Genomic DNA, 23,628 nt, shown 5'->3' with positions numbered 1-23,628 from the left:
GCCTTTGAAATATTTAATCGGAAATCAGTTTGGATAGTCAGACGGCTGGTCGGATGGATTTTTTTCTTATGATCGCGCTAGTGAAAGGAGTTTTGAAATATTTGCTTTTTGCAGACTTAGACGTATAAATGAAAAAATATTTTATTACTCTTGTATTCATAAGAGCTATCAATAAATTCTTGAGTTGGATTTCCCATAACTAGTAAAAGAAAATTTTACATGTTTGCGCTTTAGAAGTCTGCATTTTCCTAAAGACCGCAACCGCTGTCATCAAATCATGGACCTATTCCTATAAAAACCTTGGGAGCTTTTCATATGCTTACTCTTTCTTCTAAACTAACGACTCAGGAAGATTATCTTTCTCAAAATTATAAAGTTGTCTTTAACACGGCAAAAAATAAACTTACTTTTCGAACAATAAGCAAAGCGAATGATATTACAAACCTGCAAACCATTGTCGAAAGCGTAAATGCTTTAAAAAAACCTATTTTTACAGATATTGAAACCTACCGCGCTTGTCATGCCCATCTCAAGTCAATCAATAAAGTCATCGATCGCTACAACAATCAAATTTTCATCAAAATTTTCCACGTGATCGTCAAAGCATTTACTGGGGGAAAGCGCGGGCTAAAAAAAGATAAAATTTCCTTAAAAGAGTTCAACCAAAATTTAGCTCCAGACGCCACAGAGCTTAAGAAGAGAATTTGGGCAGTTCATGCCACAAACCATCTGCCTGAAGATGGGATATTAAGGCCCTTCTCAGAACTTATGAATGCTCTCCCTGACACATCCGAGGTACAGGAAACACCTTCTGCTATTTCAAATACCATTCATTTTGCCCTTGGAGAGCTTGTCCGCCCCCGTATAGGATTTTCAAGAGAATCTCATACAATAGCCGTCTTGACTCCCTTAGGCACATTGATGGATCAGGCTGTAAACATATTTGCTTACGACACCTTTATCACGCAGAAGTGGGCTCTAAAGCCAGAGTCTATCTTATTGGTCCCGGATGAAGAAAACCTTCCTAACGGGCAAGATCTCCCCTTTACGGTTGTTCGCTATAATAAAAATGAAAAAAACTTAAGAACAGCGATTGACGAAATCATCCAGGATAGAGGGGGATTGGCTTTCAAAATGCTTGATAATTCTGGCATATTGGGAAGCCCCGCTCTATTAGATGAAGATATCAACGTGAATACACCATTTTTCTTTAAAAACCTTCTGGAAGAATATGAAGGAAAATTATCATTTGGCGATCATTCCCACTCATCCACGGGAGATGCCTCTTTGCTGGGATTGATTAAACTCGCCAACAGCGCCTTAATGGACAACCATCTAAATAGCCATTCCCCAAAGCTCGCTCCTGCACAACAGTATCTCTATTATCAACTTCTCATGGCTTTTTACCATAAGGCAAAAGATAAATATTTCAGTTTTGAAGACCAAGAAAGATTCGAAAAAACTATTTTAGATAAGTTGAAAATGGACCCCGTTCCTTTAACCCAGCAGCACGTTATGCAATATCTATCAGCTGATTGTTTTAGCAGCCTAGATAAGGAGGAACTCGATCAATTTATTTTCGAAAATCCTCAATTATTTGAATCCTACCATCAGGAAATATTTGAAGGGTGTTGGGCACATGCTCGCTGGCTCACAGTAGGGTATGAGCAGGGTCTAAAAGAAGGGCTTGATAAAATCGTTGATCAAGGTTTTCTTAAAGCGGCAAAAATGGAAACTCTCCAAATTCATTCCGTCTTTCTCATGCTCATGAATCTTCATGCTAAAAAATACTCCGATCGAGCCAAGGTGGTCAATCATATCCTCGACTTAAAGGGAATTAAAGCTTACAAAAACAGGCTGGGGCTCCTTTTAAGAATCAACTTAAAATTAAAAGGTTTTCCTTTCCCCAGTAAAGTCAAATAGCCTTAAGGGATGCGGCGATTTTGCCGCATCCCTCAAACTCCCCCTGAAATTTTTGTTTCCATCTGAAGTCACTTATGGTTAAATAGGATGGCGTAAATTTTGGAAGCTTAGCAACTCGAGGCAAACAAATGAACCCTTTTTTGGATAATAAGCTGCCATGAGTTTTCCTGGGAAATGCATAGACCCTTTTTCAAGCTGATAGCTGTCAGCATCTAAAAAGATCTTTCCTCCCGCGAATGACTCCCCCTCTTAAAAAATGAGATTTTACAAAACTTGCCACGCCTTTTGTTGGAATTGTGAGAAAGTTAGAAAAAGGAGAGATCCTTCGGTAAAACCCCCTCGCAAAATTCCTTAACTCGGGCGTACTTCCCTCAAAAATTTGGAATTTTTTTATGCTGACTCTTTCTTCTAAGTTTGATAAACCTACAGACTATCTCTCTCAAAATTATAAGGTTGCTTTTAACCCCATAAAAAATAAACTTACCTTTCGCAAAATAGGCAAAACTCGTGACATTACGAACCTGAGCACCCTTGTCGAAAAAGTCAATTCTTTACAAAAGCCTATTTTTACAGGTCTCGAATCTTATCGCACATGTCACGCCCATCTCAAATCAATCAACCAAATCATCGATCGCTACAACCACAAGCTTCTCGTCAGGATTCTCCACGTGCTTATCAAAATATTTACTTTAGGAAAGCGGGGACTCAAAAAAAATAAAATTTCTTTAAAAGAATTTAACCAAAATTTAAAGCCAACCGCGGCACAGCTTAAGAATAAAATCTGGGCAATCCATGCCACTAAACACCTGCCGGAGGACGGAATATTAAGGCCGTTTGCAGATTACGCTGAGGGAGCCAAAGCGAAAGAAGCGATTCCCGGTATTTATAATACGATTCATTTTTCCCTGGGAGAGCTTGTCCGCCCTCACTCGGGCTTTACCTGGGATAACCGCTCTATGGCAGTTTTAACTCCCTTAGGAACGCTGATGGAGCAAGCCGTCAACATATTTACCCACGATACCTTTATTACAGGGGAATGGGCATTAAAAGCGGACTCTATCGTATTAGTCTCCCAGGATAAGGATATTCCGAAATGGCAGGATCCTCCCTTTAAGGTGGTCCGCTATAACAAGGATGAGAAATCTCTAAGAGCAGCTATTGATGAGGTGATACGGGATAAAGGGGGATTGGCTTTTAGAATGGATGACAATAGCGTTCTGCTGGGAAGCCGGGCCATGTTAGATGAGGATATCAATGTGAATACTGAATCTTTCTTTGAAAACCTTCTTGAAGCATACAAAGGAAAGCTATCATTTGGCGATCATACCCATTCATCCAAGGGAGACGCACATTTATTAGGGGGGATTAGGCAATTGAGTACTAATTTAATGGATAACCTTCTTTATCCTGATAGTGTAAAAATAGAGCAGCCAGCACGGTATATCGGTTATCTAGTTCTTAAGGCTTTTTATGATAAAGCAAAAGGTAAATATTTTAGTGCCGAAGAACAGGAAAGGTTTGAACGAACCATTTTAGATCGGTTAAAGATGGATCCCCTACTCCTCACCCAGCAGCAAGGGATGCAATATCTTTCAGCAGAGCATTTTAACAGCTTAAATAAACAAGAACTCGATCAATTTATCTTAGAAAACCCTCTATTATTTAAATGCTATCCCAAAGAAGCATTGGAGCCTTCTTGGGCAGTTGCTCGCTGGCTCACCGTAGGACAAGAAAAGGGTTTAAAAGAAGGGCTGGATAAAATTATCGATCAAGGATTTGCTAACCTCGCAAAAACAAAAGAACCCCTTCTTTTTCTATACCTTATTCTTCTCCTGAATAAATATGCTAACCCATACTCAGATCGAGCTGCAGTGATGAATCGTATCCTCGATTTAAAGGGAATTAAAGCTTATAAAAAGAGGATGGGGCTTATTTTAAGGTTCGCTCTAAAAATACAGGGTTTTCCTTTTCCCAGCAAAGTTAAATTACCATAGGGATGCGGCTATCTTACCGCCTCTCTCAAGGGGCCTCTAAAATTTCTATTTCAACCTGAAGAGCACTCCGCGTTAAGTGGGGGTGGCGAGGATCTTGGGAACTTAACGGCTCGATGCAAACAAAGGAGGCAGCTTTGGGATGATAGAGCTGCCAGGCGTTTTCCGGAGAGTCGCATCGATACCTTTTCTCAAGCTGATAACTGCCTGCATCTAAAAGAATTTTTCCGCTTTGCGGGTTTGTAAAGGGAAAGAAAGTGGTATCTATCTCTTCCTCCCCTAGGGAAATGGCAACTTCCTGCTGTTCATTCATTTTCCAACGTGGAGGCTTTTTTGCGCTGTTCTCTAAAACATGGGATTGTATACGAGAATGCACCGTACCCTTACCTTGAGGCAGAGCATAATAGTAATGCAAACCGACGAGTGAGCTGGTTTCGCTGGCCACCGAAAAATGGATTTTCAGCTCTTTGGGCGTCAGCTCAGCTCGAAAATGCATTTGAAAATTTTGCCCTTCTAGGCACGATAACCTCACCCCTCGCCATTCATCGTCACCACTCAAGTGAGCTTCTAGCGCCGTAGGGGTGGCTTCCGCCTTCCAAGAAGCGTAACGCCCAATCCCATGGGAAAATGGCTCATGCACCCCCTTTTGTTTGACGCGCGCAATATGGGGAAATAACGATTCATCGGCGATGGGGGGAATAGTAGCAGGAAGCCTATGATGAAAGTGGGGACCTATCAAAGCTCCCAGGCCTGCAAACCGTTCTTCAAACAAGGGGCGAGTAGATTGATCGATCACTTCAATCTTTCCCTGCTTATAGCTGATCATGTTCATTCCTAGCTCAGGAAGAAAAATGGCTTCTAATGGAATTCCTGTTGGCGTAACATTTCTTAAAATAATAGGGGGCATGCATTTTCCTTAAATAAAGCAAGCTTCGATCGAAGGAGAAGCTTTATACCCATTCTTTTAGCGGAAATATTTTTTGTAAAGAAAAAGAGACTTCTTATGAGAGCCTCTAATTAGGCCTTACTGAAAAGCCTAAACAGATAAAATAAATAAAAATTCCGATGAGCACACAAGCCGAAATACACCCTTTTAAAGGAAAAGTTTTTTGCAAAGAAGCCTGCCGCGGATTGGTCGATTGAAACCACACAAACTGTTTTTTATTTTGCTCCTGAGCAATTTCTTGCCTAGCAGCCCATTCATTGCGAAAGCGAAAAGAATCCGCTAAGGCTTCTTTTTTATAAAAAACCCCTTCGTATTCAAATTCAAAAAGTGTTTTTAAAGCATACCGCTCTTCTCCCCATCCTACGAGGTTCAAAATTGACCAAGGCTCTTGTTTGACAATAGACCATTCAATTTTTGCCACTTGTGTTTTTGAATCGAGGCGAGAATATTGATATAAATTATAAAAAGTTATGCCGCTAAAAAATAAGGTAGGCAATCCTATCAGGAGAAGAAAAATAAACCAACCGCGATTCTTATACATGAGTTTTTAAATACCGGTAAAATTTCTCGGGAATGGGGGAATCGAAGGACATCTCCTTTTTATAAATGGGGTGAACAAATCCCAGGTGATGAGCGTGTAGACACAACCTGTGCGCTATGATGCTTTCTTCCCCTCCATATTTTTTATCCCCTACGATAGGCACCCCATTTTCTTCACAATGGACTCGAATCTGATTTTTTTTCCCCGTTTCTAAGGTGAGTTTCAAAAGGGAATAAGAGGAGCGGGATTCTAAAATTTGGAAGTGGGTAATGGCAAGTTCCCCTTTTTCAGGATCTTGGGTGGAATGCACCACATACGCTTTGTCTTCATACAGGTAAGATCGCCAGGTGCCCGCTCGTTGAGGCATTTTTCCATGAACAACGGCGGTGTATTGCCGATCGATATCATGGTTCGCAAACAGCTCTTTTAACCCAAAATACCCTTCTTCACTTAGAGCAAAAAGCATCACTCCCGACGTCTCTTGATCTAAGCGGTGCACGACATAGACTTTACGTGGTCTAAACCGCTCTTTTAAATAAGCGTGCGCGGTATGCGTTTTATCAAAATGCGTGGCCACGCTCAGTAAGCCTGCCGGCTTCTCTATCACCACTAAATGGGGGTCTTCGTATAAAATAGGCACTTTTTCTTTGCGCGCGGGCTTGCTTCCCAATGAAATGGTTTGGCCTGATTGTAGAGGGGTAGAAGCAATTTTAACGAGTTGACCGTCTACAAAAACACGCCCATCTCTTAACCACTCGCGCAACGTAGTTTTAGAACTATCTGGAGATAATTTGGTTAAGGCCTCGAGAACAGTTAATGGGCCTAAAAGCGTATATTGCATATTTTAATTCCTTAAAAACTCTTGACTTTATCACAAAAATTCATTTGGGGAAATAGAAGATCTTTTCCAACCTTATTTTTAATTGCGATAGCCAACTTGCATAACAAAGTTTTTGTCGGTATAATCTCTCTGTAAAGCTAAAAAAATTTTATTTTACTATAAAAAGGGGCTCGCATGGCGCCTATCAGAGAAAGACGGGCTGTTAAATTCACGCTCTAATACAGCAAAGAAATCGCGCTGGGGAAAAATGCCTATCGATAATCTCTGCTTGAAGTTCCCCTTTCGCATGAGATCGGCCAAATGTCCCTAGTTTACGTGGCGAAAAACTGGTGCTCTTTAGCAAAAAATCAAGCTCGCCTGCGCAAGAGAGGGGCGTGATATTAGGCTACCCCTTGACAATTTTGAAAAAGAAACCCTCTGTTGAGAGAAAATAATAAGCAAAAGAGGGAAAAGTAGGGATATTTTTTTGCCTTAACAAATAGTCCTCCGCCAGAAGCTAATGGGAACTTATGCCATAACTTTCCTCTAAAGCCCATGTTTTAAGAAAATTTGAAACGCCTTTGGACCCGCTAGGAGACGAGAAAATGGGGAAAAGCTAGCAATCCGCCCCTGTCCTTGAGGATTTACGCTTGGCTTTAAATACCAAGATCGGGGAAAAGCGATCTTTGGAAAAATTGACAATAAATTGTTTATAAACTAGACTTCTTCACTCTCTAAAACGCGCCATGAAGAGGCGAAGGAGCAGGAGCTAAAATGAACGCACAGCCCAATTTTCAAGATTCTGATTACAAATATGGATTTGTAACAAATGTTGAAACAGACAGTTTTGCTAAAGGCCTCAACGAAGACGTGATCTGCGCTTTATCGGAAAAAAAGAATGAGCCCGCCTTTATGTTAGATTTCCGTTTGAAGGCTTATCGCAAATGGTTGGAAATGGAAGAGCCTCATTGGTTGAATGCGGAATACCCTTCTATCGACTATCAAAATATCCGTTATTATTCTGCCCCTAAAATGAAGCCCCAACATCAAAGCTTAGATGATGTGGATCCTGAAGTCCTTAAAACATTTCAAAAACTAGGGATCCCCTTGGACGAACAGATGCGCTTAGCCAATGTGGCGGTGGACATGGTCTTTGATTCGGTTTCCATTGGCACGACTTTTAAAAAGAAACTGGATGAAGCTGGCGTAGTTTTATGCTCGATATCAGAAGCCATTCAAAAATACCCGGAGCTGGTGGAAAAATATATGGGTTCGGTTGTGCCCAGTGGAGACAACTTTTTCGCTGCGCTGAATTCAGCAGTTTTCACTGATGGCTCTTTTGTATATGTTCCCAAAGGGGTTATTTCTCCCATGGAACTTTCCACTTACTTCCGGATTAACGATAAAGAGTCTGGTCAATTTGAACGCACCTTGATTATTGCCGAAGAAGACTCTTTTGTGAGTTATCTGGAAGGTTGTACAGCTCCCGCTTATGACAACAACCAGTTGCATGCAGCAGTAGTAGAACTGATTGCCTTCGATCGCGCCCAAATTAAGTATGCGACGGTGCAAAACTGGTATGCTGGCCATCCTAAAACAGGTGAAGGAGGGGTCTACAATTTTGTGACAAAACGGGGACGCTGCGCAGGTGTGCATTCTAAAATCTCTTGGACCCAAGTGGAAGTGGGTGCGGCTATTACCTGGAAATACCCCAGCTGTATTTTACAAGGAGATCATTCGGTGGGAGAATTTTACTCTGTAGCTCTCACAAATGGAAAAATGCAAGCAGACACAGGCACTAAAATGATTCATTTGGGCAAAAATACCCGCTCCACCATTGTGTCTAAAGGAATTTCGGCAGACTCCTCTCACAATAGTTACCGAGGACTCGTTAAAGTTGCCCCCAAGGCAGAAGGAGCGCGTAACTACACCCAATGCGATTCCATGTTAGTGGGCGATCAATGCTCCGCCAACACATTTCCTTATATCGAAGTGGGCAATGCCTCGGGGTCTGTAGAACACGAAGCTTCTACCTCTAAATTAAACGAAGAGCAACTCTTTTACTTTAGGCAACGTGGGATCTCTCAAGAAGATGCAATTAGCATGATTGTGAACGGATTTTGTAAAGACGTGATCCGTGAACTTCCCCTCGAATTTGCGGTTGAAGCTCAAAAGTTATTAACTCTCAAACTTGAAAATTCTGTGGGATAAAGGTTTAGGAACTACCATGATTAAAATCATTAATTTACACGCTTCTGTGGAAGGCAAACCTATTTTAAAAGGATTAAACCTAGCAGTTTCCCCCGGAGAAATTCACGCCATTATGGGGCCCAACGGAGCGGGAAAATCCACTTTAGCCAAAATCTTAGCTGGACATCCGGCTTATGAAGTGACTGAAGGGCAGGTCCTTTTTAACGATCAAGACATCTTGGAATTAGAGCCTGAAGAAAGAGCCCATCTCGGTTTATTCATGAGCTTTCAATATCCAGTGGAAATCTCGGGGGTTAGCAATATCCAATTTTTGCATACGGCCTACAACGCCAATCGGAAAGCAAAAAATGAGCCCACGCTTGCTCTAGAAGAATTTGAGCAGCTTTTGGACGAAAAAATGAAGTTGATGGAAATTAAACCCGAGTTTAAAGAGCGAAGCTTAAATGAGGGATTCTCAGGTGGGGAGAAAAAAAGAAACGAAATTTTACAAATGGCTATCTTAGCTCCTAAACTGGCGATTTTGGATGAAACAGATTCAGGTTTAGATATCGACGCCATGCGCATTGTGGCAAGGGGCGTGAATCAGCTTATGACACCCGACACAGAGATCATTTTAATTACCCACTACCAAAGATTATTAGATTATATTAAACCCACTTATGTACACGTCATGTTGGATGGCAAAATCGTGCAAACTGGTGGCCCCCAACTCGCCCTCGAATTGGAAAGCAAAGGATACGACTGGCTGATCGAGTCGACCCAAGGAGTCGGAGAATGACAACACTTTCTCATTCGAATCTCGAGGCTTTTCGCTCTTCTCTTGAAGAGGCCTTCTACAATGTGGCTGCCGATCCCTTATTAAAAAAACTTCGACAAAAAGCATGGGACCATTTTTTGGAACTAGGCCTTCCCGCTCCTAAAAGCGATGTTTTCCGCTATGTTCCCTTGCGCAAGCTGTTTGCGCGTACCTATACGGCCGCACGTAAGTCTTCCTTAGAAAAAGCCCAGCTGACAGATTTGATTGCCCCTGAATGCACTCAATCGGTCCTTGTTTTTGTCAATGGACATTACGCGCCTGAGCTGTCAGATCTTTCGGGATTACCCGCTAAGGTGGTAGTAACCCCTCTTGAGCGAGCAACCCGCTCCTTTGGAGCCTTTTTGACCAACCAATGGGGAAAGACCTTGTTGGAGGAAGCTGACCCCTTTGCCACTTTAAATGCGGCCATCCATACAGATGGGATATTTGTCTATATTCCCCCCCGTTTGCAAGTGGAAAAACCGCTCCAGGTATTAGAAATCATGGATGCTGATGACAGCTCGTGTTTGGCTATGCCTCGTTTCCATTTTTTTGTAGGTTCGCAATCGGAACTCCACGTCCTCTCCACGCACAGTTCTTTGTCTGGAGGGGCTTATTGGGTCAACCAAGGGGCTGATTTTGCGATCGAAGATCAAGCATCTGTCCGCTATACCCAAGTTTCTCACTCGCTTCCCCAGGAATGCTGGCTGATGGCTTCGACTCGCGCTTATCTTAAAAAAAACAGTCGCTTTGTAGCGGTACATACCACTGAAGGGAGTGCTACAACTCGCCATGACTACCGGGTGGTGTTAAATGGAGAAAACGCCCATGCTGAGTTGAATGGAACCTGGTCCTTGAATGAAAAACGGGAAGCCCACACACATGTTCTCGTGGATCATCAAAGCCCCCACTGCCACTCTTTTCAACTTTTTAAAGGAATTTTAAACGGGTCCAGCCACTCAAGTTTTGAAGGCAAAATTTTAGTTCGACAAGCAGCTCAAAAAACGAACGCCTTCCAATTGAACAATAATATTCTTTTGAGCGATATCGCGCGCGCGGAGAGCAAGCCCAATCTGGAGATTTTTGCTGACGATGTTAAAGCTTCGCATGGGGCGACAGTCGGCCAACTAGACAAGGAGCAACTTTTCTATTTAGAAACGCGCGGCTGCTCCCCTGCCGATGCAAAGCGGTTGTTAATCGAGGGATTTGCTCAAGAAGTATTTAACAAAATTTCTATCCCTTCTATTCGTCAACTGTTAGCTCAGCGCATGCAAACTTTTTTATAAGCGGAGGTGAGGATGAGTTACTTTAAAAAGCTCAACAAAGTTTCCGATTATCGGTCTGATTTTCCCATGCTTTCCCAAAGGATGCATGGAAAACCTTTAATCTATTTTGACTCTGCCGCTACTGCCCAAAAGCCGCAAGTGGTGATCGATAGCATGACCCATTTTTATGAAAAAGGGTATGGAACTGTCCATCGGGCGATTTACGAGATTGCAGCGCATTCTAGTCACCTTTACCATGCCGCACGCCTAAAAGCTATGCAGTTTCTAAATGCTAAGCGACCAGAGGAGATTATTTTTACACGCGGCACTACAGAATCGATTAACTTAGTGGCTTATTCTTTCGGCAAAGCTTTTATCCATCCAGGAGATGAGATCATCATTTCGGAGATTGAGCACCACTCCAATATTGTCCCTTGGCAAATGCTTTGTGAAGATCGAGGCGCTATACTCAAAGTGATCCCTGTTAATGACCAGGGAGAGCTTATCCTGGAGGCTTATCAAAAGCTGCTGACAGAAAGAACAAAGCTTGTGGCAGTGGCCCATATTTCAAATGCTTTGGGCACTTTACATCCTATCAAAAAAATCATTCAGCTTGCCCATGAAGCGGGAGCCAAAGTTTTGATTGACGGAGCGCAAGCAGCTCCCCATGTACCAGTCGACGTACAAGATCTCGAGGCAGACTTCTACGTTTTCTCGGGGCATAAAACTTATGGCCCTACAGGAATTGGGATTTTATATGGAAAAGAAGTTCTGCTAGAAAAGATGCCTCCCTACCTAGGGGGTGGGGATATGATCGACAATGTCACCTTGACTAAGACCACTTATAACACTTTACCGCTCAAATTTGAAGCTGGAACGCCTATGATTGCCGAGGTGATTGGATTAGGGGCTGCACTTGATTATCTCACAGCTATTGGAAGGGAAGAAATTCAAGCTTGGGAACACGAGCTTTTACTCTATGCCACGCAATTGTGGACTGAAATTCCCGGCTTTAAAGTCATCGGCACCGCCCCACAAAAAGGAGCCATCATCAGCTTTATTATGGAAGGGATTCATCCTTTAGATATTGGCACAATGCTCGATTTAAAAGGGATGGCGATCCGGACAGGACACCATTGTGCTCAGCCCGCTATGAAACGCTTTCACCTTCCAGGCACCGCCAGAGCATCTTTTGGACTCTATAATACCAAAGAAGAAATTGAGGCATTTGCAGAAGCGTTGCAAGAGATTGCCGTCCTTTTTCGTTAGAAGGTTGTCATGCGTGTTTTAATGGAAAAAGCTTGTGAATTACTTTCCAAGGGGGAAGTTGTGGGGCTTCCCACTGAAACAGTGTATGGTCTTGCCGCTTCTTTAAGTCACCCACAAGCAATCAACCGCATCTTTACCTTAAAAAATCGGCCGGCAGATAACCCCTTAATTATTCATCTCTCCCATTATCAGCAGGTTCAGACTTATGCAGATTCTCTACCTCCTTATTTCGAGTTACTTGCCGAGCATTTCTGGCCCGGACCTTTGACATTAGTCCTCCCCATTCGCCCCTCTACTATTCCCCCTAACGCGCGAGCAGGACTTATGACGGCAGCTTTTCGGATTCCCAATCACGCTTTAACTCAAGAGGTTATCAAAAAAGTAGGCCCCTTAGTGATGCCGTCGGCCAATTTATCAGGAAAACCCTCCGCCACCCAAGTCCATCGGGTAGAAGAAGATTTTGGAGTGAATTTCCCGGTTTTAGATGGAGGAAAATGTACCTGCGGATTGGAATCGACTATTTTATATTTTACTCCTCCCCACTGGGAGGTCGTGCGGTTAGGCTCTTTAGCACCCGAACAATTTCAAGCGGTGCTTGGCTATCTGCCGGCGGTTAGAAAAGAAAAAAACTCAGCTAAACCTCTTTGCCCCGGCCAAATGTACCGCCATTATGCGCCTAAAGCTGAGTTAGTGTTAGACCCCAAAACGCCTCCTGAGTCGATTGGGTATGTTTTGGGCTTCTCAGATCGGCAATATCCAAGGTGCCAAGTTTTTTCCTTGGGAAAATCGGATAATCCCCAACAAGTTGCTGAAAACCTTTACAATATTTTACGTTCCTTAGATGATGCTAAAGTTCAGAGAATATGGGTGGATAGTGACTTCCCACAAAAAGGATTATGGCTTACAATTTCTGAGCGTTTAAAAAGAGCAAGTTGCCCTTCTTCCACCATTTAACAATTTGCAAAAAAAATAGGCCCCATCCTAAATTGAAGTTTAGAAAGCTCTCTTTGGAAAAGCAATTTTCGAAGAAATCACGAAGTGTGTTGCACGATAAGGCTCTCGTCTCTGTGTTCATTAACCTGAACTTTGGGTGGTAGTTGGAAGAGATTTAGAGCAAAATTAACCTCAGTGACAGATTTTCGCAGAAAATAACCTGTCAGCTAAGTTAAAATCGACTGAAAGATCAAGAAGAAAAATCCAAAGTTCAGGTCATTAAGGCATTTAATACCAAACAAGTGAGTAGACATTATGTTTGATAAATTCACCAACCGCGCTAAGCAAGTGATCAAATTAGCAAAAAAAGAAGCTCAGCGGTTAAACCATAACTATCTAGGTACAGAGCATGTCTTGCTAGGACTTCTTAAGCTAGGCCAAGGAGTTGCCGTCAATGTATTGCGCAACCTAAACATCGACTTCGAAACTGTACGCGCTGAAGTTGAAAAATTGGTGGGATATGGCCCTGAAATTCAAGTCTACGGCGATCCAGCTTTAACAGGAAAAGTTAAAAAAGTCTTTGAATATGCCAATGAAGAAGCAGCGAACTTGAATCACAACTATGTCGGGACGGAACATCTTCTATTGGGCCTATTAAGGCAAACGGACGGTGTGGCAGCTCAAGTTCTTGAAAATCTCAATGTTAACTTGAAAGAAGTGCGCAAAGAAGTTTTAAAAGAACTTGAAACCTTTAATCTTCAGTTACCTCCGATCGGAGCAAGCAGCAGTTCGCAAGAAGCTTCTCAAGTGCGCCCTTCTGCTTCTGCGGGCCCTAAATCTTTTGAAAAACCGACAGGCAATGCCGGCGGCTCAAGCGATAAAATGCCCGCTTTACGTGCTTATGGACATGATTTAACAGAAATGTCGCGCGAAGGCAAAATGGACCCCGTGATTGGTCGCCGCGAGGAAGTTGAGCGTTTGATCCTCATCCTTTGCCGTCGTCGCAAAAACAACCCTGTCCTCGTGGGCGAAGCAGGCGTAGGCAAAACGGCGATTGTGGAAGGATTGGCCCAAGCGATTGTTAAAGGGGAAGTCCCCGATAACCTGCGTAAGAAAAAATTGATCACTCTCGACCTTGCTCTCATGATTGCAGGCACAAAATACCGAGGCCAATTTGAAGAGCGGATTAAAGCGGTCATGGAAGAAATCAAAAAAAACGGCAACGTTTTGCTTTTCATTGACGAGCTGCACACCATCGTAGGAGCGGGCGCTGCAGAAGGGGCGATCGACGCTTCTAATATCTTAAAACCTGCTCTCTCACGCGGAGAATTGCAATGTATCGGGGCCACCACCGTGGATGAATACCGCAAGCACATTGAAAAAGATGCAGCGCTTGAACGTCGCTTTCAGAAAATTATCATTCAACCCCCAAGTGTGCAAGAAACTATTCAAATCCTGACGGGATTAAAAAGCAAATATGAAGAACACCATAAATGCATTTATACTGAGCAATCTTTAGAAGCTGCTGCTGTTTTGTCCGACCGCTACATCCATGGACGCTTCTTACCCGACAAAGCCATTGATTTGATCGATGAAGCAGGGGCTAAAATGCGCATTTCGATGATGAATCAGCCGCAAGATATTAGCAAGTTTGAAACAGAAATTGAAGAAATCCGCCTAGGCAAAGAAGAAGCCATTAGCAAGCAAGAGTATGAAAAAGCGGCTAAATTACGGGATAAAGAAAAAACTTTGAGAGAACAGCTTCAACAGCTTAGAGCCCAATGGGAGATCAATAAAGAAGAACATGAAGTCGTGGTCGAAGATGAAGATATTGCCAACGTGGTGGCTCGTCAAACTGGTATCCCGATCAACCGACTCACAGAAGGAGAAACGCAAAAAGTTCTCAAAATGGAAGAAATTTTGCGCAATAGACTTATTGGTCAGGATGAAGCCATTAGAACTGTCAGTCGGGCGATTAGGCGGAGTCGCGCGGACATTAAAGATCCAAATCGCCCGATTGGGGCCTTCATGTTCCTTGGGCCCACAGGCGTGGGAAAAACGCTATTGGCCCGCCTGCTAGCTATTCACCTGTTTGGAGGAGAAGACGCGCTCATCCAAGTGGATATGTCCGAATATATGGAGAAATTTGCGGTAAGTCGCATGACAGGTTCTCCTCCCGGATATGTGGGGCATGAAGAAGGGGGCCAGCTCACTGAGCAAGTCAGACAACGACCTTACTCAGTTGTTCTTTTTGATGAGATCGAAAAAGCTCATCCCGATGTGATGGACCTACTCTTGCAAATTTTGGAAGAGGGGCGTCTCTCCGATTCGTTTGGGCGCAAAGTAGACTTCCGCAACACAATTATTATCATGACCTCCAACTTAGGAGCTGACTTAATCAAGAAAAGCACCGAAGTGGGTTTTGGGGCTATGGAAAGCTTGATGGACTACTCTAATATTAAGGAGAAAATTGAAAAAGCCACTAAAAAACACTTCAAGCCAGAGTTCTTAAACCGCTTGAATGACATGGTTATCTTCCATCCGCTCCAGCGCGAAGCTCTTCTCCAAGTGATTGAACTGGAGATCGTGAAAGTTCAAAAAAGGCTTGCTCGCCGAGATATTACCATTGAACTGGATGAGAAGGCCAAAAACTTCTTGGTCGACCAAGGGTTCCAACCCGAGATGGGAGCACGTCCTCTACGCCGCACGATCGAGCAGTATCTAGAGGATCCGCTTGCAGAAAAAATCTTGCTGCATCCCGATGAGAAGTTTCATTATCTGGTTTCTGCAGAGGGAGATCACTTGGTGTTGACTGAGAAGAATAAGCAGCTTAGTCAAGAGGAAGACGCCTCTATCCCCCTGTCTAGCCCTCGTTAAGTTAAAGCCTTAAAAAGATCACGGTAAGAGATTCTTATCGTGATCTTAAGAGATATTAAGCGTTTTGCACTTTTTGGATGCTACTTTCCCAATTTTTGACGTATTCTAAAAACGCTTCTTTATCAGGTTTACTTTGCAAAAGCTCTAATGTGGTCGCTTGATGGCTCAAATGTGCAATTTTGGCGAGTAGATGCAAATGCCGTTTGTCTTCACAAGCAAACAAGAAAAAGAGGGTATGGACAGGTTTCCCATCTAATGCCCCATATTCAATGGGTTTTTGAGGAAATACCACCACCACGATATCGTGATGGGTATTTAAGACAAAATCTCGCGTATGGGGAATCCCAATTCCATTGTTTAAGGCGGTCGGTTGTAAATTTTCTCTATCTAAAAGAAGGTCTGTCAACACTCCTGCGTCTAAATTGAGATCGTTGGCAATAATGGCTGTAGCATTCTTGATCACTTCCTCTTTAGTAGCTCCGGGGACATGGTGTAAAACATTTCCTTTGTGGATGGCGCGATATAATCCGTATTGCTTACTACCCCCTGTGGCGCTTTCTCCCTCTTTAGAGGGATTCTTTTTTGGCTTGGCAGAGCCCCCTTGCTTAACAAAGGGAGAATAACCCTCTTCCTGTGTTTTCCCCAGCTTATGCTTTAATACCCAATCTTCAATTTCAATTCGGCTAAAGCGATATTGATGGTTAATTCGATAAGCAGGTATTTTTCGATCCACCAACCATCGACGAATCGTGGTTTCAGATACATTGAGAAGATCTGCAACATCTTTGATTTTTAAATCCATAGACTAGCCTCCTGTCTTAACATTTAAGTTTCATCGAAAAGCGCAAGAATAGCGTCTCCTGAATTCAAAGTTAACATTTTTTTTCTTCTTTGCTCATCTTTTAACATTAAAGTCAGCGAAGATAGGATCTGGAGGTACTCCGTCTGTTTGTCATCTGGACCGCCAATCATAAAAATGATTCTAACAGGAGCATGATCTAGCGCATTCCAATCAATCCCTTTGCGCAATACCGCGATCGCAATAAAAAAATGGTCATAAGAGGCAAGCTTAGCATGTGGAAGTGCCACACCCATTCCAATGCCGGTCGACACAATTTTTTCCCTTTCAATAATCGCTTGATAAAAAGCTTCTTTATCTTTAATCAAATTGGCGTTGTAAACCATTTCGACCAATTGATAAAGAACTTCATCGCGAGTATCGACGTCTAAAAAAGTGACAAGAGTTGGATCCAAATATTTGGATATTTTAATCATAGAGGTTCGTTTGTTAGAAAATAGCTGATAATCGTTAGGCGAATCAATTAATCGTTGGGCGTATCAATGGAGTCCAGTATGTCCAAAGCCGCCAGTACCGCGTGCCGTTTCAGTGAGTTGTTCTTTAAATGCAAAAGTTGCTTGCACAACAGGAGAAAGAACAATTTGAGCAATTCGCATACCATTTGTGATGATAAAAGGCTCTTTACCGTGGTTTATCAAGATCACTTGCAACTCCCCACGATAATCCGCATCAATGGTACCCGGGGTATTTAACACGGTAATTTGGTGATTGGCAGCCAAACCACTCCTCGGACGAACTTGAATTTCAAATCCCGTGGGAATTTCGAAATAAATCCCCGTAGGAATGCGTGCGCTACAACCTGGGGATAAGATCACATCCTCTTTGAGATATGCTCTTACATCAGCTCCAGCGGCCCCGCTTGATCCATAAGCCGGCAAAGAGACTCCCTCTTCAGTTTTTATCCATACATGACAACCATCAGAATCCATATATTCCTCTTTCTTTTAGGGCTAACGCTTAGCCCCACCTTTTTTCTTTCCATTTTCTTGCGAAGAGTCTGGAGTGATTTCCTTTAAATCTGCAGCAAGGAAATCTAAAAATTCTACAATTTTGCCCTTTAATTCAGAGCGCCTCACAATACAATCAATCATCCCATGCTTAAGCAAAAATTCAGATTTTTGAGCCCCCGGAGGAAGCTGTTGGCCAATGGTCTGCTCAATGACGCGCGGCCCGGCAAAACAAATCAAAGCATTCGGTTCCGCAATGATAATATCCCCTAAAGAAGCAAAGGAAGCTGTCACTCCGCCCGTTGTAGGATTTGTCAAAACGGAAATATAAGGGATTTTGGCTTCATGAAGTTTTGCCAATGCGCCGGAAGTTTTAGCCATTTGCATTAAGGATAGCACCGATTCTTGCATCCGAGCTCCCCCTGAGGTGGAAACAATCACTAAAGGGATCCGATGAGAGAGGGCATATTCAATCAAGAGCGTTAACCTTTCACCTACCACAGAGCCCATGGAGCCTCCCATAAATTGGAAGTCCATGATGCCAAGCGCGACTGGTCTTCCATCCATTTGGCAGCGCCCTACCACTATCGCTTCATCACGGCCAGATTTTTCTCTTGCAGAGGCTAAACGCTCAGGATAAGGTTCTGTGTCCACAAAACCTAAAGAATCAACGGGTTGATATTCATTAAACATCGCTTGGAAGGTATCAGGATCGACCAAGGACTTTAGCCTTTCCTCTACAGATAAACGGTAATGATAATCACACTTTGGGCAGCAATTATTATTTTGCTCAATTTGATTAGTGTGAATGAGCTCATTACAATGCGTGCATTTTAACCATCCACTAAACCCATCTCTTTTGGTCGTTTGGATTTTAATTTTTGGTTTATCGCGGGAAAACAAGCCCATCTTTACCCTCAGTCGTAGCTTAGCTAGAAACCCATTTACTCCAATTTAAATCATTAGTTTAAGAGCTCCAGCAAGTTACATATTTTGTGATTAATGACAAGTGTTAGTTTACGAGACAGAGGGGATTAACTCAAGATGTTTTCCCATTTTTAAACTTCTCAACATGCAAATTAAAAAATAGACATGTTGAGAATCCCAAACTTACTCTCCTTTAGCTTTTAAGAAACGCTCTTCCACGTTTTTCCAATTAATAATGCTCCAAATGGCCTTTAGATAATCAGCACGCACATTCTTATATTGGAGATAATAAGCATGTTCCCACACATCAATTCCCAACAAAGGAACAAGCCCTTTGGCCGCTAGGGGGTCTTGGTTAGCACAGGTCGCAATCTCGAGTTGTTTTTTATTTTTGCAATAGCCGAGCCAACCCCAACCAGAACCTTGAATGGCAGCCGTTTTGGCGTTCATGATTTCGATAAATTTATCCAAAGAGCCAAATTGTTTCTGAATGGCTTCTGCGATGGCCCCTTGTGGAGGATCTCCACCCCCGCTCTTTTGAGGAGCTAAATTTGTCCAAAAAATCGAATGGTTGATGTGTCCGCCCCCATTGAAGTTAATAGCGGATTGCAATCCAATCATCGTCGGAAGGTTCTGCTTCGCTTCAGCATCTGCATATTGCTCTAAAGCTTTGTTTAAATTCGCCACATAGGTTGCATGGTGTTTGTTATAATGCAACGACATAATTTCTTTAGAAATAACCGGTTCTAAATCCCCAAAATCGTATGGCAAATCGGGTAGCTTGTATTGATGCGTCATATTGGACTCCTTTAAAGTTAACGGTTAAACAGAATCTTAGGGCATTCTGAATGATTAAGAATATTTTTGGCAAGCAGTTGAAAAGAAATTCAACTTTCCTCGCACCTTGTACTTCATTCAATAAAGAACGGAAGTGTACTTAAAATTTAGCTTCGAAAGAAATGCAAACCTTAAAAAATAATTGTTGCTTATTCGGATTTAAGCCGTTCATTAACCCACTAAAGCACTCTCCCCTCTCTTCCTCCGAACAGGGGTAAGCGCTACTTCCATATCGCCTTCCAACCTTTCGCTGGCATGCAGAAATGCCAACTGACCTTGTCCCATAAAAATCATCCAAAAAGAAATAGAGATTCGTGCTAAAATTTAATAAATTTAAGGTACAAACAATTAAAAAAAGATTTCAGAAGAACAAATCATTCAAATACTCAAAGAAGTAGAAGTGGGCGCGACAGTAGCTGAGGTTTGCCGCAAATATAGCGTAACGCCTCCCACATATTACTCATGGGAGGCTAAATTCGGTGGGATGAATGTCTCCAGAAGCGCAAAGATTAAAAGCTTTAGAGAAAGAAAATAGGAAATTAAGCCCAACTTATGCCTACCTTTACATAACAAAATCAACCTTAACTTTTTATTTATTAATCACTTAATGCTCAGCTTGTCCTCTAACCCTAGTTTTAATTAACTCCTGCTACTGCGCAAGAGATAAATTTAGCTATAAGAAAGTTTTTTTAATTTTTTATGAACATTAAAAGAGAGTTTCATCAAGTTCTTTTAAATTGCGGCTAGCTTCATAGCAATTGCCCATTTATTTGCCCAGCTTTATTAAAAACAGCCATTTAAGATTTATTAGAAGAATTTGTTAGCAAGCTGGCACGTCATTCCCCGGGGTAGAACAGCCATCCAACTTTGCCTACTAAGGCTTGGCCAACCCTTGTTGCCATGCTTATGCTATCCCTAGGAGATATCTCCAATCTTTGGGAGATAAGCTAGTTTTTATCAATTTAAAATAATCTCAGATGGGGGAACAGCGGCTAACACCACTAGACCCTCATCTTTTTAGACCCTGCACCGGCGTACTCAAATGCTCCCCCGTTCTGCTGAACAGCAGCAAGCGCTATTGAAATCGATTAAAATATTTGCTCCTTTGCTTCTTTTAACCGACGAGCCGTAACAGGGCCTATAGAGGTCAATTTTTTATCTTTTGGAAGGCTTTGGTATCTTTCTAAAAAAGCATCGACTGTGGAAGGACTTGTGAAGATGATTTCATCGATTGAGGAAAGGTCTGGCAGCACGATCTCATCATTGGTAACAGTGGCGTAAAGAATGCACTCGCGATATTTAATTTCCTTTTGGGTCCAAAAATCCTTTAAAATAGTCCTAGAAAGGGATGAATGGGGCCAGAACGGATAGACGAGATCTTTATCCCAATCGGCAAATAAGTCCCTGATCCCTTCCGCAGTTTCTTCTTGAGGAATAAAGTCAGCTTTTAATCCATACTGAGAAAGTTTAGCCGCTGTTTTTTGCCCTACGGCAACCACCTTTTTGGTTTGGATGGCATCCAGGCTTAGTTGATAAAAGTTGGCTGCTTCAAGAAATAGCGGAATCGTGGTTTGGCTAGTTAAAACAAGATGAGTGTAAGCAAGAAAATCGGCAAAAGCCAGTCTAATATCGGGCTCAGAAAGGGCGCGAGGAACGATTTTAATGAGAGGACAATGTATTGCCTGCTGATGCAATTCATCTGGAACGGTGAGCCCTAGGTAAAGGATGCGAGACATTGCCCACTCTTGGCATCTAAACAAGCAAAAATTTGGCGCATCTCGACATGCCCTGTTCTCGCCAGGATAGCTAATCTTCCTTGCAAAGGGGTCGTTTCTCCGGACAAATACACCCGATTTAAATGACTAAGCCCTAAGCGAATAAGCGCAGCTTCTGCCACTACAACTCCGTCAGCCGCCCCTGATTCTAAAAGGCTGAGGCGTTGCCCGATTGTTCCGCGCAAATCCTTAAATTGAAGATCGGGGCGCAGCATGCGAACTTGCTGTTCTCTTCTCTCCGACGAGGTGGCGATCAAGGCGCCCAAGGGAAGATTGTCAAGGGTTTGCCCCTCTCGCAACACCAAGGCATCTCTATGATCTACTCCTTTTGTCAAAGCGATTAAAGTTAAACCTTTAGGCAAAGGTTCGGGCAAATCTTTAGCAGAATGTACCGCAATATCGCATTGTCCAGATAGCAATAATTCATCCACTTCTTTTGTGAAAAAATCTGTCTTTTCCATCGAGCGCAAAGAGATCTTTTGCTCTTTATCGCCTGTGGTTTGGATCCAAATTGGCACTAATTCAATTAAAGGATGGTAGCATTTTAAGGCTTGTTGAACTTCTGCAACTTGAGCTTGGGATAACGGAGACTCGCGCGCGCCCACTCGCACCCCTTTAGGCAATGAGAGCATCTACTGCCTCCTCCACAAATTCTACCCCAATTAAAGCGACTTTTTGCCGGATTTCGTCTGAAACGCCTTTTAGGTTTCGTTTAGGAATGACACAGCGAGTAAATCCCATGTGTAAAGCTTCCTTAATGCGGCTATCCACTCGCGGAACACTGCGAATTTCCCCTCCTAAGCCCACTTCGCCGACTACTGCGGTTTCTGGATCGATCACCCGATTGCGCATGGAAGAGGCCACTGCCAAAAGTACGCCCAAATCTAAACCTGGCTCGGTAACCCGTATTCCCCCGGCAATCGAGACAAATACATCGCATTTATACAATTGATAACGCATTCTTTTCTCTAGCACCGCTAACAGAAGGGCTAAGCGGTTTTGATCTAAGCCTGTACAGCGGCGTGAAGGGGTGCTAAATACTGTTTCGGTTACAAGAGCTTGGGCTTCAATCAAAATGGGCCGAGTTCCTTCAATCGTCGGGATGACCACTGAGCCCACTCTATTTTTAGTCCTTTCTTCTAAAAAGATATGGGAGGGATTAGGCACTTGAGTCAGCCCTCCCGAATTCATTTGAAATACCGCTATCTCATCTGTGGGACCAAACCGATTTTTAACCACCCGAATCATTCGGTAATTCTGCTGCTTATCTCCTTCAAAGTACAGCACGGTATCCACCAAATGCTCAAGCACGCGGGGCCCTGCAATTTCTCCTGATTTAGTGACGTGGCCGATTAAAAAAGTGGCAATTCTACGCCCTTTTGCCAAATGCATGAATTCTGTCGTGGTTTCCCGCACTTGGGAAACTGAACCAGGAGCAGAGCTAATCTCACTTTTATACACAATCTGGATGGAGTCAATAATGAGAACATCCGGTTTGATGTTATCAATTTGCACCTTAATAGCCGAAAAATTTGTCTCGTTTAAGAGATAAAGGTTATCCGTCTCAACGCCTAAACGTTTTGCACGCATGGAAGTTTGCTCAACAGATTCTTCTCCGCAAACATACAAAATAATTAACCCCTGCATGGCTAAAGCATTTGAAAGCTGGAGCAGCAAAGTGGATTTTCCAATTCCAGGATCGCCTCCTACAAGGGTCAGGGAACCGGGAACAAGCCCACCTCCAATTAAACGATCACATTCTTGCATGTGGGTTGAAATGCGGGGGATTTCAACCGACGACACCTCTTTAATGCGCATGGGTTTATTAGCGGAGAGAGAAGGAGCCGACTCAAACCGGGTGCCCCCTAAGAACTCCACTTCTTCATGGAAGGTATTCCAGCGGGAACATTGGGGACACTGCCCCAACCATTTTGTCTGTTTATGGCCACATTCACTGCAGTACCATACGTTTTTTTGCTTAATCGCCACGCTTTACCTCATTATTCCTGAATATCCATATTAGAAAGAGCATCCTCAGCTGCTTTCTGCTGGGCTTCTTTTTTAGATCCCCCTTCTCCCTTGCCAACTTCCTCATCCTTTAAAAACACAGAAATTTTAAACGTTTTGCTATGATCGGGCCCTTTTTCCTCCATGACGTGATAAGAAGGGGTGGTTTGATATTTTTTCTGGCAATAGTCTTGAAGCAAGGCTTTCCAATTGCGCACGGGGGTTTTTAAAATCGCTTCGATCTCAGCGGAAAAATTTTTGAATAGAAAGGCTTTGGCGCTCTCTAATCCTCCGTCTAAATAAACGGCCCCAATAATGGCTTCAAGTAAGTCAGCAAGGATGGATTCTCTGCCTCTGCCATCATTCATCCTCTCTCCCCGCCCTAGCAGCAAAAATTGCTCGAGATCTAATTTATGAATGTATGTCACACAAGAACTTGCTTCCACCAGCCTGGATTTTAAATAAGAGAGTTCTCCTTCGGGGGTGGAAGGGAGATTGCGGTATAAGTAATCTGCAATCATCAAACCTAACACAGAATCTCCCAAGAATTCTAAACGCTCATTGTGCTCGTGAATTTCTCGATTTTCATTGATAAAAGAACGGTGGACAAAAGCTAAGGCCAATAAGTCCTTATCCTTAAATTCATAGCCTAACTTTGTTTCAATATTTGAAATATGGGGAATTAATAAATCCAATGCTTTCAT

General features: G+C 42.9%; 21 protein-coding genes. 9 read left to right on the top strand and 12 right to left on the bottom strand.

The genetic code is table 11. The features are described 5' to 3' along the window. The first annotated feature begins 315 nt into the window (after positions 1-315). Together PARA125_RS03550 and PARA125_RS03545 are read left to right on the top strand one after the other, a co-directional pair. Positions 316-1,923 (top strand): hypothetical protein, encoded by a 1,608-nt coding sequence (locus tag PARA125_RS03550; RefSeq protein ID WP_213157331.1) that lies wholly within the window; start codon positions 316-318, stop codon positions 1,921-1,923. Positions 1,924-2,315: 392 nt separating this feature from the next. Then, on the top strand, positions 2,316-3,917 hold the full coding sequence (locus PARA125_RS03545) for a hypothetical protein (protein WP_213157330.1): 1,602 nt from the start codon (positions 2,316-2,318) through the stop codon (positions 3,915-3,917). A 25-nt stretch (positions 3,918-3,942) separates the two neighbouring features. Here PARA125_RS03545 and PARA125_RS03540 read toward each other — a convergent pair whose 3' ends face one another. From PARA125_RS03540 to PARA125_RS03530, 3 genes are all read right to left on the bottom strand, one after another. Further along, positions 3,943-4,821 (bottom strand): aldose epimerase family protein, encoded by an 879-nt coding sequence (locus tag PARA125_RS03540; protein ID WP_213157329.1) that lies wholly within the window; start codon positions 4,819-4,821, stop codon positions 3,943-3,945. A gap of 106 nt (positions 4,822-4,927) precedes the next feature. Further along, positions 4,928-5,401, bottom strand: coding sequence for a hypothetical protein (locus PARA125_RS03535; protein ID WP_213157328.1), 474 nt, complete (start codon positions 5,399-5,401; stop codon positions 4,928-4,930). Next, the gene (locus tag PARA125_RS03530) at positions 5,394-6,242 is read right to left on the bottom strand and encodes an RluA family pseudouridine synthase (RefSeq protein ID WP_213157327.1); all 849 of its coding nucleotides are present in this window, start codon (positions 6,240-6,242) and stop codon (positions 5,394-5,396) included. Before PARA125_RS03530 ends, PARA125_RS03535 begins: the two co-directional genes overlap by 8 nt. A gap of 753 nt (positions 6,243-6,995) precedes the next feature. Here PARA125_RS03530 and sufB point away from each other — a divergent pair. The 6 genes from sufB (at position 6,996) to PARA125_RS03500 (ending at position 15,572) form a co-directional block, all read left to right on the top strand. Then, positions 6,996-8,432, top strand: coding sequence for a Fe-S cluster assembly protein SufB (gene sufB / locus PARA125_RS03525; protein ID WP_213157326.1), 1,437 nt, complete (start codon positions 6,996-6,998; stop codon positions 8,430-8,432). A 16-nt stretch (positions 8,433-8,448) separates the two neighbouring features. Further along, the gene (gene sufC / locus PARA125_RS03520; protein WP_213157325.1) at positions 8,449-9,210 is read left to right on the top strand and encodes a Fe-S cluster assembly ATPase SufC; all 762 of its coding nucleotides are present in this window, start codon (positions 8,449-8,451) and stop codon (positions 9,208-9,210) included. Next, the gene (gene sufD / locus PARA125_RS03515) at positions 9,207-10,514 is read left to right on the top strand and encodes a Fe-S cluster assembly protein SufD (protein WP_213157324.1); all 1,308 of its coding nucleotides are present in this window, start codon (positions 9,207-9,209) and stop codon (positions 10,512-10,514) included. Before sufC ends, sufD begins: the two co-directional genes overlap by 4 nt. Positions 10,515-10,526: 12 nt before the next feature. Beyond that, positions 10,527-11,762, top strand: coding sequence for an aminotransferase class V-fold PLP-dependent enzyme (locus tag PARA125_RS03510; protein WP_213157323.1), 1,236 nt, complete (start codon positions 10,527-10,529; stop codon positions 11,760-11,762). A 9-nt stretch (positions 11,763-11,771) separates the two neighbouring features. Beyond that, entirely contained in the window at positions 11,772-12,716 is a 945-nt protein-coding gene (locus PARA125_RS03505; protein WP_213157322.1) for an L-threonylcarbamoyladenylate synthase, read from the top strand. A gap of 294 nt (positions 12,717-13,010) precedes the next feature. Then, positions 13,011-15,572, top strand: coding sequence for an ATP-dependent Clp protease ATP-binding subunit (locus PARA125_RS03500; RefSeq protein ID WP_213157321.1), 2,562 nt, complete (start codon positions 13,011-13,013; stop codon positions 15,570-15,572). Positions 15,573-15,627: 55 nt separating this feature from the next. Here the strand turns inward: PARA125_RS03500 and PARA125_RS03495 are convergent, their stop codons facing one another. From PARA125_RS03495 to PARA125_RS03475, 5 genes are all read right to left on the bottom strand, one after another. Continuing rightward, complete coding sequence (locus PARA125_RS03495; RefSeq protein WP_213157320.1) at positions 15,628-16,374, bottom strand: PTS sugar transporter subunit IIA; 747 nt, start codon at positions 16,372-16,374, stop codon at positions 15,628-15,630. A gap of 23 nt (positions 16,375-16,397) precedes the next feature. Next, positions 16,398-16,847 carry a PTS sugar transporter subunit IIA gene (locus tag PARA125_RS03490; protein ID WP_213157319.1) on the bottom strand — a complete coding sequence of 150 codons (450 nt, stop codon included), beginning with the start codon at positions 16,845-16,847 and terminating at the stop codon, positions 16,398-16,400. Positions 16,848-16,910: 63 nt separating this feature from the next. Beyond that, a complete protein-coding gene (gene dut / locus PARA125_RS03485) occupies positions 16,911-17,360 on the bottom strand; it encodes a dUTP diphosphatase (protein ID WP_213157318.1) in 450 nt (149 codons plus the stop codon). Positions 17,361-17,381: 21 nt separating this feature from the next. Then, complete coding sequence (gene accD, locus PARA125_RS03480) at positions 17,382-18,287, bottom strand: acetyl-CoA carboxylase, carboxyltransferase subunit beta (RefSeq protein ID WP_213157317.1); 906 nt, start codon at positions 18,285-18,287, stop codon at positions 17,382-17,384. A gap of 201 nt (positions 18,288-18,488) precedes the next feature. After that, positions 18,489-19,103, bottom strand: coding sequence for a Fe-Mn family superoxide dismutase (locus PARA125_RS03475; protein ID WP_213157316.1), 615 nt, complete (start codon positions 19,101-19,103; stop codon positions 18,489-18,491). A 397-nt stretch (positions 19,104-19,500) separates the two neighbouring features. On the opposite strand from PARA125_RS03475, the gene PARA125_RS03470 reads away from it, so the two are divergent. Beyond that, positions 19,501-19,677, top strand: a complete 177-nt coding sequence (locus tag PARA125_RS03470; RefSeq protein ID WP_502920489.1) for a transposase — start codon at positions 19,501-19,503, stop codon at positions 19,675-19,677. 553 nt (positions 19,678-20,230) lie between these two features. Here PARA125_RS03470 and PARA125_RS03465 read toward each other — a convergent pair. The 4 genes from PARA125_RS03465 to rnc are packed head-to-tail and all read right to left on the bottom strand — an operon-like array spanning position 20,231 to position 23,628. After that, a complete protein-coding gene (locus PARA125_RS03465; protein ID WP_213157314.1) occupies positions 20,231-20,878 on the bottom strand; it encodes a uroporphyrinogen-III synthase in 648 nt (215 codons plus the stop codon). Continuing rightward, complete coding sequence (locus tag PARA125_RS03460) at positions 20,857-21,549, bottom strand: hydroxymethylbilane synthase (RefSeq protein WP_213157313.1); 693 nt, start codon at positions 21,547-21,549, stop codon at positions 20,857-20,859. Before PARA125_RS03460 ends, PARA125_RS03465 begins: the two co-directional genes overlap by 22 nt. Next, entirely contained in the window at positions 21,533-22,906 is a 1,374-nt protein-coding gene (radA, locus tag PARA125_RS03455; RefSeq protein ID WP_213157312.1) for a DNA repair protein RadA, read from the bottom strand. Before radA ends, PARA125_RS03460 begins: the two co-directional genes overlap by 17 nt. An 11-nt stretch (positions 22,907-22,917) precedes the next feature. Then, positions 22,918-23,628 (bottom strand): ribonuclease III, encoded by a 711-nt coding sequence (gene rnc / locus PARA125_RS03450; RefSeq protein ID WP_213157311.1) that lies wholly within the window; start codon positions 23,626-23,628, stop codon positions 22,918-22,920.

The sequence above is a fragment of the Parachlamydia sp. AcF125 genome (assembly GCF_018342475.1).
Taxonomy (GTDB): Bacteria; Chlamydiota; Chlamydiia; order Chlamydiales; family Parachlamydiaceae; genus Parachlamydia.
The sequence above is the reverse complement of the archived record's forward strand: the minus strand, read 5'-3'. Positions and strand labels throughout refer to the sequence as shown.

Excerpts from the sequence above, each read along its gene's own strand:
- PARA125_RS03550 (WP_213157331.1), top strand. The coding sequence starts at position 316 with ATGCTTACTCTTTCTTCTAAACTAACGACTCAGGAAGATTATCTTTCT.
- PARA125_RS03545 (WP_213157330.1), top strand. The coding sequence starts at position 2,316 with ATGCTGACTCTTTCTTCTAAGTTTGATAAACCTACAGACTATCTCTCT.
- PARA125_RS03540 (WP_213157329.1), bottom strand. The coding sequence starts at position 4,821 with ATGCCCCCTATTATTTTAAGAAATGTTACGCCAACAGGAATTCCATTA.
- PARA125_RS03535 (WP_213157328.1), bottom strand. The coding sequence starts at position 5,401 with ATGTATAAGAATCGCGGTTGGTTTATTTTTCTTCTCCTGATAGGATTG.
- PARA125_RS03530 (WP_213157327.1), bottom strand. The coding sequence starts at position 6,242 with ATGCAATATACGCTTTTAGGCCCATTAACTGTTCTCGAGGCCTTAACC.
- sufB (WP_213157326.1), top strand. The coding sequence starts at position 6,996 with ATGAACGCACAGCCCAATTTTCAAGATTCTGATTACAAATATGGATTT.
- sufC (WP_213157325.1), top strand. The coding sequence starts at position 8,449 with ATGATTAAAATCATTAATTTACACGCTTCTGTGGAAGGCAAACCTATT.
- sufD (WP_213157324.1), top strand. The coding sequence starts at position 9,207 with ATGACAACACTTTCTCATTCGAATCTCGAGGCTTTTCGCTCTTCTCTT.
- PARA125_RS03510 (WP_213157323.1), top strand. The coding sequence starts at position 10,527 with ATGAGTTACTTTAAAAAGCTCAACAAAGTTTCCGATTATCGGTCTGAT.
- PARA125_RS03505 (WP_213157322.1), top strand. The coding sequence starts at position 11,772 with ATGCGTGTTTTAATGGAAAAAGCTTGTGAATTACTTTCCAAGGGGGAA.
- PARA125_RS03500 (WP_213157321.1), top strand. The coding sequence starts at position 13,011 with ATGTTTGATAAATTCACCAACCGCGCTAAGCAAGTGATCAAATTAGCA.
- PARA125_RS03495 (WP_213157320.1), bottom strand. The coding sequence starts at position 16,374 with ATGGATTTAAAAATCAAAGATGTTGCAGATCTTCTCAATGTATCTGAA.
- PARA125_RS03490 (WP_213157319.1), bottom strand. The coding sequence starts at position 16,847 with ATGATTAAAATATCCAAATATTTGGATCCAACTCTTGTCACTTTTTTA.
- dut (WP_213157318.1), bottom strand. The coding sequence starts at position 17,360 with ATGGATTCTGATGGTTGTCATGTATGGATAAAAACTGAAGAGGGAGTC.
- accD (WP_213157317.1), bottom strand. The coding sequence starts at position 18,287 with ATGGGCTTGTTTTCCCGCGATAAACCAAAAATTAAAATCCAAACGACC.
- PARA125_RS03475 (WP_213157316.1), bottom strand. The coding sequence starts at position 19,103 with ATGACGCATCAATACAAGCTACCCGATTTGCCATACGATTTTGGGGAT.
- PARA125_RS03465 (WP_213157314.1), bottom strand. The coding sequence starts at position 20,878 with ATGTCTCGCATCCTTTACCTAGGGCTCACCGTTCCAGATGAATTGCAT.
- PARA125_RS03460 (WP_213157313.1), bottom strand. The coding sequence starts at position 21,549 with ATGCTCTCATTGCCTAAAGGGGTGCGAGTGGGCGCGCGCGAGTCTCCG.
- rnc (WP_213157311.1), bottom strand. The coding sequence starts at position 23,628 with ATGAAAGCATTGGATTTATTAATTCCCCATATTTCAAATATTGAAACA.